14 protein-coding genes and 1 pseudogene are annotated in these 12245 nt (G+C 57.3%); 8 read left to right on the forward strand and 7 right to left on the reverse strand.

Annotated features, from left to right (window positions below; all coding sequences use genetic code 11):
* The first annotated feature begins 144 nt into the window (after nt 1-144).
* The 4 genes and pseudogenes from ABOC32_RS13530 to ABOC32_RS13545 all read left to right on the forward strand — a co-directional run bounded on the left by ABOC32_RS13530 (nt 145) and on the right by ABOC32_RS13545 (nt 3509).
* Nucleotides 145-1446, forward strand: a complete 1302-nt coding sequence (locus ABOC32_RS13530; protein WP_426811371.1) for an OmpP1/FadL family transporter — start codon at nt 145-147, stop codon at nt 1444-1446.
* 43 nt (nt 1447-1489) lie between these two features.
* Nucleotides 1490-2158: a DUF3313 domain-containing protein gene (locus ABOC32_RS13535; protein WP_426811372.1), complete on the forward strand. Its 669-nt coding sequence runs from the start codon at nt 1490-1492 to the stop codon at nt 2156-2158.
* A 93-nt stretch (nt 2159-2251) separates the two neighbouring features.
* Nucleotides 2252-2782, forward strand: a complete 531-nt coding sequence (locus ABOC32_RS13540; RefSeq protein WP_426811373.1) for a hypothetical protein — start codon at nt 2252-2254, stop codon at nt 2780-2782.
* 107 nt (nt 2783-2889) lie between these two features.
* Nucleotides 2890-3509, forward strand: a pseudogene (locus ABOC32_RS13545) (tyrosine-type recombinase/integrase).
* Between the two features lie 108 nt (nt 3510-3617).
* On the opposite strand, the gene ABOC32_RS13550 reads toward ABOC32_RS13545, so the two are convergent.
* From ABOC32_RS13550 to ABOC32_RS13570, 5 genes are all read right to left on the reverse strand, one after another.
* On the reverse strand, nt 3618-4025 hold the full coding sequence (locus ABOC32_RS13550) for an ACT domain-containing protein (RefSeq protein ID WP_426811374.1): 408 nt from the start codon (nt 4023-4025) through the stop codon (nt 3618-3620).
* Nucleotides 4026-4268: 243 nt separating this feature from the next.
* Entirely contained in the window at nt 4269-5153 is an 885-nt protein-coding gene (locus ABOC32_RS13555; protein ID WP_426811601.1) for an alpha/beta hydrolase, read from the reverse strand.
* Between the two features lie 243 nt (nt 5154-5396).
* A complete protein-coding gene (locus tag ABOC32_RS13560; RefSeq protein ID WP_371877775.1) occupies nt 5397-5957 on the reverse strand; it encodes a fasciclin domain-containing protein in 561 nt (186 codons plus the stop codon).
* Between the two features lie 73 nt (nt 5958-6030).
* A complete protein-coding gene (locus ABOC32_RS13565; protein WP_426811375.1) occupies nt 6031-6735 on the reverse strand; it encodes an anti-sigma factor in 705 nt (234 codons plus the stop codon).
* The gene (locus ABOC32_RS13570) at nt 6732-7307 is read right to left on the reverse strand and encodes a sigma-70 family RNA polymerase sigma factor (protein ID WP_426811376.1); all 576 of its coding nucleotides are present in this window, start codon (nt 7305-7307) and stop codon (nt 6732-6734) included. The genes ABOC32_RS13565 and ABOC32_RS13570 overlap by 4 nt, the downstream gene beginning before the upstream one ends.
* A gap of 173 nt (nt 7308-7480) precedes the next feature.
* On the opposite strand from ABOC32_RS13570, the gene ABOC32_RS13575 reads away from it, so the two are divergent.
* From ABOC32_RS13575 to ABOC32_RS13585, 3 genes are all read left to right on the forward strand, one after another.
* The gene (locus ABOC32_RS13575) at nt 7481-8008 is read left to right on the forward strand and encodes a DUF3455 domain-containing protein (protein ID WP_426811377.1); all 528 of its coding nucleotides are present in this window, start codon (nt 7481-7483) and stop codon (nt 8006-8008) included.
* Nucleotides 8009-8111: 103 nt separating this feature from the next.
* Complete coding sequence (locus tag ABOC32_RS13580) at nt 8112-8660, forward strand: sigma-70 family RNA polymerase sigma factor (RefSeq protein WP_426811378.1); 549 nt, start codon at nt 8112-8114, stop codon at nt 8658-8660.
* Entirely contained in the window at nt 8657-9355 is a 699-nt protein-coding gene (locus ABOC32_RS13585; protein ID WP_426811379.1) for an anti-sigma factor, read from the forward strand. Before ABOC32_RS13580 ends, ABOC32_RS13585 begins: the two co-directional genes overlap by 4 nt.
* 170 nt (nt 9356-9525) lie before the next feature.
* On the opposite strand, the gene ABOC32_RS13590 is transcribed toward ABOC32_RS13585, so the two are convergent.
* Both ABOC32_RS13590 and ABOC32_RS13595 read right to left on the reverse strand, forming a co-directional pair.
* Nucleotides 9526-9894 carry an antitoxin Xre-like helix-turn-helix domain-containing protein gene (locus tag ABOC32_RS13590; RefSeq protein WP_426811380.1) on the reverse strand — a complete coding sequence of 123 codons (369 nt, stop codon included), beginning with the start codon at nt 9892-9894 and terminating at the stop codon, nt 9526-9528.
* A gap of 277 nt (nt 9895-10171) precedes the next feature.
* On the reverse strand, nt 10172-10579 hold the full coding sequence (locus tag ABOC32_RS13595; protein WP_426811381.1) for a hypothetical protein: 408 nt from the start codon (nt 10577-10579) through the stop codon (nt 10172-10174).
* Between the two features lie 127 nt (nt 10580-10706).
* Here ABOC32_RS13595 and ABOC32_RS13600 point away from each other — a divergent pair, with 127 nt between their 5' ends.
* On the forward strand, nt 10707-12140 hold the full coding sequence (locus ABOC32_RS13600; RefSeq protein ID WP_426811382.1) for a Shedu immune nuclease family protein: 1434 nt from the start codon (nt 10707-10709) through the stop codon (nt 12138-12140).
* Nucleotides 12141-12245: the final 105 nt, after the last annotated feature.

The raw sequence follows: 12245 nt of genomic DNA on the forward strand, positions 1-12245 counted from the left end.
GGTGCGCTCAGAAGCCGTTGAGTTACACAGACGTGTTCGGGCCTGCCCCTTTCACACCTTGATTGCTCCCTTGACGCAATCGGACGTCAGGCAGGGCACTGAAAATTCGGTGTCCTGCTCTTTTTAAGTGCGGAGTAAGGGACTATGACGACCATTTATCCATTCAAATGTAAGCAATGGTGGATACCTGCATCACTGCTCGTGCTGTCTCTCCACAGCACTAATAGTTTGGCTGGGGGGATCTTCATCTACGAAGCCGGCCAAGAAGGTAATGGCTTAGCTAACGCCGGCTCAGCGGCGCTGGCCCAGGATCCCAGCGTGCTGATGAGTAACCCCGCGGGCATCGCGCTGCTTCCCGGGACACAGATCAGTGCCAATGCTCAGGTGATCTTCGGCGACATGCGCTTCTCACGCGACAGCAGTAACCAGTTTGACGGCAATGAAGGCGGCAACGCCTTGCAGTACCTGCCGGGGTCCAGCCTGTTTATAAGCCACCAGCTTGATGACCGCTCGGCGATCGGTTTTGGAATGTACGGCAACTTTGGACTCGCCCTGGACTACGACGACGACTGGACCGGACGCTATTTCACTCAGGAAGCAGCGATTATCGGTATCTCGTTCCAACCAACCTTCGCCTACAAGTTCACCGACGACCTCACTGTCGGGATTGGCCCTCGCATGATGTTGGGCTACTACCGTACCGAAATGGCTATCAACAATAGCTTGTTGGGCTTGGTCGACCGCCCTGATGGCCAGCTGGAGTACAAGGATACCGATGTCGGAATGGGCCTGAATCTGGGGCTGATGTATCAGCTCACACCCCATACCCGTCTGGGCCTGGCCTACACCAGCAAGGTGAAACTGGAGTTCGAGGATAGCCCCCACGTCAGCGACATCAACAACCCCATCATCAACGCCGCACTCAATCGCCTGGCCGTGGACACGCTGGAGCTGGATATGAACGTGCCGCAGACCGTGACTTTCAGCGTCGCCCACGAGATGGACGATCAATGGACGTTGCTGGGCAGTCTGGGCTGGCAGGACTGGAGCGATTTTGGCGATATCGGGGTGGAGGTCGACGCCAATGCGGCGGATGTCAGCAGAACGGTCGATCGTCAGTACAAGGATACTTGGCACGCTTCGATAGGCGCGCAATACCAGATGACCAAACAACTGCGCTTAAGCTTCGGCGTGGGCTATGACAGCTCAGCGGTGGACGACAAAGATCGTACGGTTGACAACCCCATGGGCGAGGCTTGGCGTTTTGCAACCGGGGTGAACTACCAAGTCGAGGAAGGCTTCGATTTACATATGGCCTATACCTTGGTCTGGCTCGGCGACATGGACGTAGAGCAAACCAAGGCGCGCTCAGGTAATACGCTCTCAGGTAGCTACAACAATGCAGCTCTCCATATTCTGGGAGGGGGCGCGACGTGGCGCTTTTGAGGGAATTAAACGAATTGTAATTTAACGCAAATGGAGAACTTGCATGAAGTGTAAATCGTTAGTTCCAGCATTGTGCCTTGCATCAATACTGCTCCATGGCTGTACAAGCAAATACGTAGAGCCGGATCAATACTCAGGGTTCCTCAAAGATTACAGCAAGCTTGAAGAGGGCAAGTCACCATCAGGTGCCCCCGTAATGCGCTGGATCAAGTCTGGGGTCAATGCCAATAGCTACAGCAGCATCTTTATTGAGCCCAGCCAGCTGTACCCTAAACCGCAGCCGACTGAAAAGATCCCCCAGCAGACGCTACAAGGTATAACTCAGTACTACGACCAAGCTTTGAAAACTCAGTTTTCCAAGTACCTGCCCTTGGCAACCAGTCCTGGCCCTGGCGTGCTGATCGTGAGACCGGCGATTACCGGGGTGAGTGCCAAAACCAAGGGACTGCGCCCGTATGAGGTGATCCCGATCGCGTTGGTGGCGGCAGGTATCAGCACTGCTACGGGGATCCGCGACCAAGATACAAGTGTGGCCACCGAAGCAGCATTCATAGACGGCCAGACCAATGAAGTGGTCGCTGAAGTGGTTCGCAAGGGCGCCGGCACCGACCTGGAGAATTCCTCGCAGGTAATGCAGGCCAAAGACGCCCGTGCTGTACTCGATGGTTGGGCCAAGGACATGGCCACCTCCTATCAATCGTTAAAGAAATAGGCTTTAGTGCCGCTGTCGCGCGGGTTACGACAGGGGACGTTAAGGCTTGAATAGCTTACACACGGAGCATTTCACATTCTGAAGGATTCCCTGATGAAAACAGCGATGCTAAAAATAAAACATGAGTTCATGAAGGCGCTTCCGCCAACCCTGTTCTTCTTCGTCATTCTGCATATCGTAACCTTGATTCGCTCACTGATGATCAAGGGGACTGGAGTGGATCTCCCCGTTACCGGATCAGTATTGATTGCCTCCCTGATCCTCGGCAAATCGGTATTGCTGGCTGACATGCTGCCGTTTATCAATCGATTCCCCGATAAACCACTACTCTGGAATGTCGGATGGAAAACCTTGATGTATGCCTTCGTCGCCCTGGTAATCCACTACTTGGAGCGACTTTATGACTACTGGAAAGAGTCCCCCGGCTTCATGGATGCAAACGCCCTCCTGTGGTCCTCGATGAACTGGCCTCGCTTTTGGGCTATTCAAATTCTGCTGATCACCCTGATATTCATGTACTGCGTCATTGCTGAGTTGGCACGTGTTATCGGACGAGAGCGGTTAAAAATAATGTTCATCGGTCCGCTGCCGGCAAAGCAGGCTAAACAATCGACGGACGTTTAGAACCCTACGAACCGAAGGCTGGTATCCAAGGACTGTCCGCTATGAGTCGGTTAGCGCCTCTGGGTCGAGCTGACCATCCTTATCCTCTCTTACATGGAGGGCAAGCCATGAGTACTACTTCGACCAGCAGCCATCAGCCTTGGAACAAAGGAAAATTGGTCGGGCAAAAAGCGCCGCTCCGACTGAAAGATATCTGGCTATTCGAGTGAGGCTTCAAATCGCGGAGGAAACTCGTGATTTGGCTCTTTTCGATCTGGCCATCGACAGCAAGCTACGAGCCTGCGATCTGACCATGCTTCGCGTACGCGACGTTGCTCATGGGGAACACGTGTCATCGCGAGCAATAGTGATGCAGCAGAAAACCCAACGTCCCGTGCAGTTTGAAATTACAGAGCAAACGCGGCTGGCCCTACAGGCCTGGATAAATCAAGCCCAGCTCCACAGCGAGGATTGTCTTTTTACAAGCCGGCTACACGCCTCAGCGCATCTCTCCACCCGGCAGTACGCCCGAATCGTCAAAGCGTGGATAAAGTCTATTGGGCTAGATCCAGCTATGTACGGCACCCACACGATGAGACGTACGAAGGCATCGCTGATCTATCGCAGGACAAAGAACCTGAGAGCAGTTCAGCTCCTACTCGGTCATACAAAGCTTGAAAGCACGGTGCGATACCTGGGTATTGAGGTCGATGACGCATTGGAGATGGCAGAGCAGACGGAGGTCTGACAGCGTCCAGCGACGGTCGAAGTATGACCGTCGCGATTCGACCCATAGCGGATGTTCACCATAGGTAGCAACCACCAATAGATAGCCCGCAAGCATCATGGCCGGGGGCTAAGCGGATTCGCCTGCGCGAGATAAGACTTGGAGGACATCCATGGCTTTAGGGGCATCGTCCTTGGCTACGAAAATGTGATCATGGTAAAAGGCTGCGATCACGTTGCAACTGATGCCAGCCTTCCCGAGAGCGGTGGCGAATGCGGCCGTCAAACCCACCGCATCAAGAGCTGAGTGGACCGTGAGCGTGATCCAGGCTGCGACAAAACTGTACTCAAGGCCCAGTTCATCAGCGTGTTTGCGCTCAATAATTGCAGTGAGACCTTCTTTTTCGCGGAATGTACCAAGCACATCGGTACCCTGAAGCGCCGAAGCATCCGCCACTGTGCAGAACACAAAGTCGCCTTCATTGAGGATTGGGCTCATGCCGCGGAGCAGAGCTGAGATCGATTTTTCACCTGACATAGCGTTACTCCCGTTTGAAAGACGGCAGTGTGCATTTAAGCAGGTCATTAGTTTAATCAATTCTACTCATTGTGGATTAGTTTTCCTTATGCAGGATCCCGCCCGAGTTACCTTGCTTCAAGCAGGCTAGACCAAGTCTGAATGGCTAGAATGGCAGCTTCGGGTCGATGGCAGTCATCCACGACCGGCAGCAATCGACCCACGTTTCCAGATAGAGGATGCGCACGGGGCAGAAACGCTTCATCAGCCGTGAGAAGTTTCCGATGCCAAACGATGTCCATGAATGAACGCCACTACCTCATCCAGGACCGGCGCCAGCCATTGCATGGGGCGGGAGAATGCTGCAATCAATGTTCCGTGGCCCGGCCTGGAGAAATAGAGCTCGCGCACGGACACACCCTGCTCCCGCAAACGTCGGGCCATGCCTCCAGCGTTGCGCTCGGGATTGACCAGGGTATCGTCCTTCGCGGCTATCAACAGCGCAGGGGGCGACTTGGCGCCAACGTGGTTGATCGGTTGGGAGTCGGGTGGCGAATCCGGAAAGAAGAAAATCGGTCTCACCTCCGGATTTTCGACGGGGAGAAAGTCGTAGGGTCCGGCCAGACCGATCCAGCCGCTAAGCATCGACGGCTCCATGCCCACCGCTGCCAGCCATTGGGGGTCTAGCGCAACCATCGCTGCGTTGTAGCCGCCTGCGCTATGGCCCATTACATACAGCCGCGCTGGATCACCGCCGTATTGGCGGATGTGTTCGCGGGTCCAGCCCACCGCTCGCGCACTGTCTTCTAGAAAACCCTGATAGTGTACCTGCGGATAAAGCCGGTAATCGGCGATTACAGCTACGATGCCTCGTGCTGCCAGCGCCTCGCCGACAAAGCTGTAGTCACTGCGCGAACCGCTGCTCCAGCTGCCGCCATAAAAGAACACCACCACTGGCACTTCGGTGGCGAGATTAACCGGCGTGTAGACATCCAGCCGGTTGCGCGGATCATTACCGTACTGCAGGTCAGATGTCTTGTTGAAGGTGCCTCCCGGGGTGAGGAGGTTTAAAAACTTCAAAGGTGAACAGCCCAGCAATAGGCCCAATAGCCCAACGACAACAAATGGGCGTAGGGCTATCCTGATCATGGTTCGTTCTCTGAGGCAGTGTGCTTTTATGACTGCGAGCTTGGGTAGGAATTCAGCGCTTGACTGACTGCTGTACATAAGCAGCTTCATTGCTGTGACTCTTTCATTCGCTTTTTTCGTGGCGCCTAAACGCCTGTGTAATCAGCCCTCGAACGTCAGCTATGGGTCGAAAGCAGCCTGTCGCCACTAATCGCTATCGACCCATAGCGGGCATCACCAGAATGCCCGCCATGGCCGACAACATTACTTCGGCATCAACACCGTATCGACCACATGAATCACGCCATTGGCCTGCATCACATCGGCGATGGTGACTGCGGCCTTGCCGCCCTTAGCGTCCACCACCCAGAGCTGACTGCCGTTGAGCATCACGGTCAGTGGTTCACCCTGGACGGTTTTCAGCATGATCTTGCCGCCGTGCGCTTTGGCCTCGGTCATCAATTGCTTGGCGGTGAGGGTGCCGGATACCACGTGGTAGGTCAGGATTTTCGTCAGGTCCGCTTTGTGCTCGGGTTGCACCAGGGTATCGACTGTGCCGGCAGGCAGCTTGGCGAAGGCTTCGTTGGTCGGTGCAAAGACGGTGAACGGCCCTTTGCTGTTGAGGGTGTCGACCAGCCCCGCCGCTTTGACCGCCGCCACCAGCGTGGTGTGGTCTTTGGAGTTCACCGCGTTCTCGACAATGGTCTTGTTGGGGTACATCGGGGCGCCGCCGACCATGGGAGGGCTGGCGGCGAAACCGGGGGATGCGGCCAGGCAGAGGGCGGCCAGGCAGGTCGCGGCAATGCGTTGAACAAAGGTAAGCATGATGCGTCTCCTCGATTCTTCGGCCTTCGGATGAAGGTGAGGAATATACGGAGCAGTAGCCCGAATGGATGCATCACAACGACGTTATTTTTCCCTGGGCGATGACGGGACCGGTCGGCAGCCCGGTCGGCGAGCCGTTCAGCGGTTCCAGTGACACCGCCAGCACCGCGCCGTCGGTCAACGCATCAGCCAGTTTCGAGGGCACGGCCAAGGCTGTGGCGGCGTTGTCCGGCAGCAGGCCAAGCGAATGCGCTGTGCCATCGCCACCGATCAGCCAGGCCTGGGCACTACGATTCTGCCAGGTGGCGGTTTGGGTGGGGACGAACAGCACGCTGGCTCCATCGGCTTGAACCGTCGCGGCAAACAGCGTGATCCCGTCGCTCTGCTCCAGGCGGGCAAGCATTGCGGGCGGCGCTGGAGGGGGCGGCTGCAGCAGCGTGATCACGCTTGCCAGCAAGCCGGCCGCCAGAGCCGCCGAGGTCCAACGCCAGAACCCGAGGCCGCCCCACCAGGCCGCTCGTTCTCTCGGCTGCTGGCTGCCAACAGGGAACAACTGCGCCTCGATCGCCTGCCAGACATGCGCTGGCGGGCTGGCCTCGGGCAGCTCATCGAGCCAGCAGGCAAAGTGAGACTGCCACGCGGCAATTGCCGCTTGAGCACTCGGGTCCTGCGCAGCCATGGCCTCGACCTGAGCGCGGTCCTCGGCGCTGAGCACGCCCAGCACGTATTCGGCAATCAACTGATCGCGTTCGTCGGATGGCACGCCTTGCTCGTTCATAGGCCCAGGCACCCACGCAAGACCAGCAGCCCGCGACGGATCCAGCTTTTCATGGTACCCAGCGGGATGCTGTGGCGTTCGGCCAGCTCGGCATACGAGCAGCCCTCGAAGAATGCCACGCGGATATAGCGTTGCTGATCCTCCGCCAGCGTTGCCAGGCAGCGATCGATCGCATAGCCCTGGCGTTCGCGCTCGACGCTGTCGATGACCGTGTCCTTGGCAACCCATTGCGTGGCGGCTTCGAGTGGCTCGTGTACACGCCGGGCGCGGCGTCGGTCGATGGCCTTGTGCCGAGTGATGGTCGCAAGCCATGTGTAGGCACTGGCGAGACCGGGGTCGAAACTGGAAGCCTTGAGCCAGATACTGGTGTAGGCCTCCTGCAGCACTTCTTCTGCCTCGGCGCGATTGCCCAGGTAGTACAGGCAGATCCCGAACAGCCGGGCCGAAGTGGCGCGGTACAGGGTTTCGAAGGCCAGCCGGTTACCGCTGCCGCAGGCCTGCAGCAGCACATCTTGTGCCTGGGCCTCGGTTTCCCCTGCGGTGGGATCCTCGGTGTTCGGTCTGATAGGCAAAGGGGGCGGTCTCCTGCGGCGCATTCATCCACTCTAGCCTGCTTTGCAAGTGCTGCCCGGGTGGCCCTGGCGCAGTTTTTTTCAATTCGGTGCATCCAGTCCACCCGTTGGCGGGTATTGCTTATGGGCGGCCTCTGTCTGCCCAGCCAAATGACCTGTCAGGAGCACTACCCATGAGCCTCAAACCCTACGCCTGCCTTTTCGCCTGCAGCATCGCCCTGGCGCTGCAACCCGTTCACGCCCAATCCGCACTGCCAGATGCGGTCAAGGTCCCCGATGGCCATCGCGTCCTGCTCGAGACCGTAGGCGTCGGCGAGATCACCTACCAGTGCCGCGACAAGGCCAACACCCCCGGCCAGACCGAATGGACCTTCGTCGGCCCCAAGGCCGTGCTCAATGACCGTGCCGGCAAACAGGTAGGCGATTACTACGGCCCACCCGCCACCTGGCAGGCCAAGGACGGATCGAAAGTCACCGGCACCCAGCTGGCGGTGGCTCCCGCAGACAAAGGCGCCATACCCTATCAACTGGTCAAGGCCAACCCGGCCGAAGGCAATGGCGCCATGCAAGGGGTCAGCTACATCCAGCGCCTGGCCACCCGCGGCGGCGTGGCGCCGGCCAGCGACTGCACGGCGCAGAACAAAGGTGCCAAGCAGGTCGTCCAGTACCAGGCCGACTATGTGTTCTGGACAGCCAAGTAAGACGCACTTGAGCAGACACCTTGCAATCGTTCATCTACGCTCGTTGGCAAGCCCCCGGCTGGATGGCCGGGGTACCTTGCATGACACAAGGAAGCTGCACACGTTGAACTCGCCTGTCGCCCCCTTCGACTTCCACCGCTGCCTGCTGGCCTGCGCACAGGGCGACCGGCGCGCCCTGCAGGCGCTTTACGACCACGAAGGCGCGCGCCTGCTGGGCGTTGCCCGGCGCATCGCGCGTGACGACGCCAGCGCAGAAGACATTGTCCACGATGCGTTTATCCGTATCTGGACCCGCGCCGCCAGCTTCGACCCGGCGCGCGGCTCGGCACGCGGCTGGATCTACAGCATCACCCGCCACCTGGCACTGAATTCGATCCGCGATACCCGCTGTGAAACCGTGCTGGACGAAGCCGATGTGGATACGACGCCCACATCACACGGAGGGCTCGACGACATTGACCTATGGTCAGGGTCGGCGAAGATCTACCGTTGCCTCGAAAAACTGCAGCCTGCACCGCAGCGCTGCATCCTGCACGCCTATGTGGACGGCTGCAGCCACGCCGAAATCGCCGGGCTGCTGGGGGCGCCATTGGGTACCGTCAAAGCCTGGATCAAGCGCAGCCTCAAGGCATTGCGGGAGTGCCTGGAATGAAGCCGGATACTGCCGAGGAACTGGAAAGCCTCGCCGGCGAGTTTGTGCTGGGAACCCTGTCGCCACAGCAACAAGCCACAGTGACCGAGCGCCTGGGCAGCGACCCGGCTTTGCGCGCCGCTGTGGATGCCTGGGAGGCACGTTTGCTGGAGCTGATCGCGCTGACTGCGCCGCAGCCACCGAGCGCCCACCTGTGGGGCCGTATCCAGCGCAGCCTGAATGAACTGGCCGCACCCGCCTTACAACAGCGAGTCAAATGGTGGAGGCGCCTCGGCCTGTGGCAAGGGCTGAGTGCTGCGGGGCTGGCTGCAAGCGCGGTCCTGGCGTTTACATTGTTTACTGCGCCCCCGCCCACCACTCAATTCGTGGTGGTATTGGTGGCGCCGAGTAGCCAGATCGCCGGCTGGGTGGTACAGACCAGCGACAGCCGCATGATCGAGCTGATCCCGCTTGGCCAGGACGCTGTCCCCGAAGGCATGGCCCTGCAGTTCTGGACCAAGGGCGAACAGTGGCGCGCACCGGTTTCGCTGGGCCTGATCAAGCCCGGAGAGCCCTATCGTGTTCCGCTACAGAGCCTGCCACCGCTGGAGGCCAACCAGTTGTTCGAGCTGACATTGGAGAAATCCGGCGGTTCGCCTACCGGGCTGCCGACGGGGCCGGTGAAGTTCATTGGCCGCGCGGTAAAAGTGATTTGAGCAAAAGGTCTGCAACCACTGACCGCTATGGGTCGATAGCGGACACTGACGAACGGCCGCTTCCGAACCAAAGTAGACATTCGCAAAGACTTCTACCAACTTCCTCCGACGATCTGCTACCTCCAGAGATCGGCGCACGACTAATGCCAGGGCAGTTCAAGCGGCGGTCTTCAGTTGGTTACCTCTAGGTACTCGATTCGCTTAAAGGTTTCGTAGAGTGAGATCATGTCACCACTAGACATCACATCCAGAGGTGATCGGCCGGCAAAAAAAGGATTGTCGTTCTTGAAGCTAGGAAAGCCTCTCACGTTTTCCTGGTTGGAAAAGACCGCCCGCAGAGAAGCGTGGATGCCCAGCACCAACCCGATACGCTGCTGCTGATCCTGATCGAGCCGCCGACCAGCAGCAAAGCCACGTGTTGCTCGACGATAGGTTGCAGGTGAAATCCTGAGAATCCGGCAGGCCTGCATTTGAGTGGCTTTCCAGCCGCCAATGATCCGCAATGCCACCTTTAAAGCAATGGAGGTTTGCTGCTCCAAGACGTTCACCACTGATCATGCTGTTCTCCTCTCCTAAATGCAGTGTACCCCTAATCGTAGATTGGCTCGCTTTAGTACTTAACGCCGCGTAGCAGGCGTCATTTGTGCGTCGTGAATATCGAAGACTGGAAAAGACCGCCCGCAGAGAAGCATGGATGCCCAGCACCAACCCGAAACGCTGCTGCTGATTCTGATCGAGCCGCCGACCAGCAGCAAAACCACGCGTTGCTTGACGATAGGTTCCGGGTGGAATTCGGAGAATCCGGCAGGCCTGCATTTAAGTGGCTTTACAGCCGCCAATGATCCGCAGTGCCACCTTCAGACCAATGGAGGTTTGCTGCTCCGTAAGACGTTCACCACTGGTCATGCTGTTCTCCTCTCCTAAATGCATTGTACCCCTAATAGTAGATTGGCTCGCTTTAGTACTTAACGCCGCGTAGCAGGCGGCATTTTTGCGTCGTGAATATCGAAGGCTGGAAAAGACCGCCCGCAGAGAAGCATGGATGCCCAGCACCAACCCGATACGCTGCTGATTCTGATCGAGCCGCCGGCCAGCGGTTCCGGGTGAAATTCTGAGAATCCGGCAGGCCTGCATTTGAGTGGCTTCCCAGCCGCCAATGATCCGCCGTGCCACCTTGAGACGAATGGAGGTTTGCTGCTCCGTAAGACGTTCACCGCTGATCATGCTGTTCTCATCTCCTAAATGCAGTGTCCCCTACAGGTTGTAAATGAGCATTCCGAGGTTGTTTGGGTGCCCGTATGATTCTGAAATAGGATGGAACATCCCTACTATTCCAACGAAGGATAGCTACATGGCTAAAGGATCTGGTGGAAACGCAGCACCGTTACAGACATTCACTGATCAGGACGTGTTGGATGCGTTTTTTCGCTTGGAGATCGTGACAGAGCCGGAAGCGCCAGCGCGCAAACTGTATCTCCGGACATACGAGCTTACGGATGCAGACGCTCGGATTTGGCATGCAAGACCTGAGAGCGAATGGCCACTCCTTGCTTCCATCACTCCCAACCAGATCCTCATGCGGCCTATCCATGTAAACCCACATGCACAGCGCTACCTGTCGCCAAAGAATGGTCGGTTTACGTCAGTCATTTATATGACTGAAGTCGGCACCGAATTGCCGAATGATGCCGCGAAAGCGACGAGCCTCATTGAGATGCAACTACCTTGGAAAGTCTTTGACTCACCGGATCGCGGCCTGGGTTTGCACGGAGATCTCGACCAAGTGTGGCAAGGTCTCTCGCGAATTCCGAATGCAACGACCCTAGTCGTTAGCCGAAATCCGGATCAGTACGCGGACGACAGAGTAATTTCCGTAGGTGAAGAGGAACTCGACAAGCTGCGTCGGGGTTTTAATAGGGTGAGAACGAACGGCCGTAAGCTAATTCGCCACAGTCAGCAAGGTCTCGTGCACGATGGTGTGCTAAACCGGATTGACCCCGAGCGATTTCCACGCATTGTAAGGGTGACAACTCCCTTAGTCGAAGTTCGACGTGAGGGTTCAAGGCAAGCTGCAAACCGGGCGCGTATCGAACGTAGATCCAATGTGCAGACCGTTCGCAGGCAACTCAATGAGTTGGTGACCGAGGCCCCTAGGGAGCTGATGTTGCTGCATGCTGAGATCGAGCGAGTGACCCTCGCCAAGATGATCGAGGCTTTCCGTGAGAAGCTCGCGGGCAAACTTACCGAGCCCGTGTGGCAGATGTTCTTTGAAATGAACAAGTTTGTCCTGAGTATGGCATTTGCACGCCCTGTTGAGCTGGCACATACGCAATTCCATGCCAAGGGATCTACCTTAACCGGCTTGGGTGCTCAGATCGGTGACTTCCTATTTAAAGAGCGTGGTCAGGCGCTGGCTATAGTGGAAATCAAGACTCCGGAAACGATCTTGTTGCGAGCCAAGGCCTACCGTGGACAGGAAGTATTCGGACCGACCTCTGATCTCTCTGGAGCGATGACCCAAGTCCTGTTCCAGCAAAATGAGCTCAAGCAACGTTGGGTGCACCATCGGCACGACACTCCGGGATTGCAACAATCAGGTGCCGATGTCATTAAATGCGTGATCGTTGCAGGGACCTTGCCAACCGATCCGATTCAACTGCGCAGTTTTGAGGTGTTCCGCAACGCCTGCAAGGACGTGGATATCGTCACTTTTGACGAACTTCTTGCGAAGCTGGAATTTCTGGAGAAACACTTGAACCCGGAACCTGAGCAGGATCTTTTCTGATGGATCCACCCAGTAATCACAGGTGAGGTCTGATAGGGTCATGATCTTAAAGGCGGGAGAAGCGGAATCCCTGAAAAAACTAACCCTCTGGTGCGCAGTACAGAT

The sequence above is a fragment of the Pseudomonas sp. WOUb67 genome, from assembly GCF_050058005.1.
Lineage (GTDB): Bacteria > Pseudomonadota > Gammaproteobacteria > Pseudomonadales > Pseudomonadaceae > Aquipseudomonas > Aquipseudomonas putida_R.

What these genes read in the sequence shown, in the direction of transcription:
- ABOC32_RS13530 (WP_426811371.1), top strand. Translation starts at nt 145, where the DNA reads ATGACGACCATTTATCCATTCAAATGTAAGCAATGGTGGATACCTGCA.
- ABOC32_RS13535 (WP_426811372.1), top strand. Translation starts at nt 1,490, where the DNA reads ATGAAGTGTAAATCGTTAGTTCCAGCATTGTGCCTTGCATCAATACTG.
- ABOC32_RS13540 (WP_426811373.1), top strand. Translation starts at nt 2,252, where the DNA reads ATGAAAACAGCGATGCTAAAAATAAAACATGAGTTCATGAAGGCGCTT.
- ABOC32_RS13550 (WP_426811374.1), bottom strand. Translation starts at nt 4,025, where the DNA reads ATGTCAGGTGAAAAATCGATCTCAGCTCTGCTCCGCGGCATGAGCCCA.
- ABOC32_RS13555 (WP_426811601.1), bottom strand. Translation starts at nt 5,153, where the DNA reads ATGATCAGGATAGCCCTACGCCCATTTGTTGTCGTTGGGCTATTGGGC.
- ABOC32_RS13560 (WP_371877775.1), bottom strand. Translation starts at nt 5,957, where the DNA reads ATGCTTACCTTTGTTCAACGCATTGCCGCGACCTGCCTGGCCGCCCTC.
- ABOC32_RS13565 (WP_426811375.1), bottom strand. Translation starts at nt 6,735, where the DNA reads ATGAACGAGCAAGGCGTGCCATCCGACGAACGCGATCAGTTGATTGCC.
- ABOC32_RS13575 (WP_426811377.1), top strand. Translation starts at nt 7,481, where the DNA reads ATGAGCCTCAAACCCTACGCCTGCCTTTTCGCCTGCAGCATCGCCCTG.
- ABOC32_RS13585 (WP_426811379.1), top strand. Translation starts at nt 8,657, where the DNA reads ATGAAGCCGGATACTGCCGAGGAACTGGAAAGCCTCGCCGGCGAGTTT.
- ABOC32_RS13595 (WP_426811381.1), bottom strand. Translation starts at nt 10,579, where the DNA reads ATGATCAGCGGTGAACGTCTTACGGAGCAGCAAACCTCCATTCGTCTC.
- ABOC32_RS13600 (WP_426811382.1), top strand. Translation starts at nt 10,707, where the DNA reads ATGGCTAAAGGATCTGGTGGAAACGCAGCACCGTTACAGACATTCACT.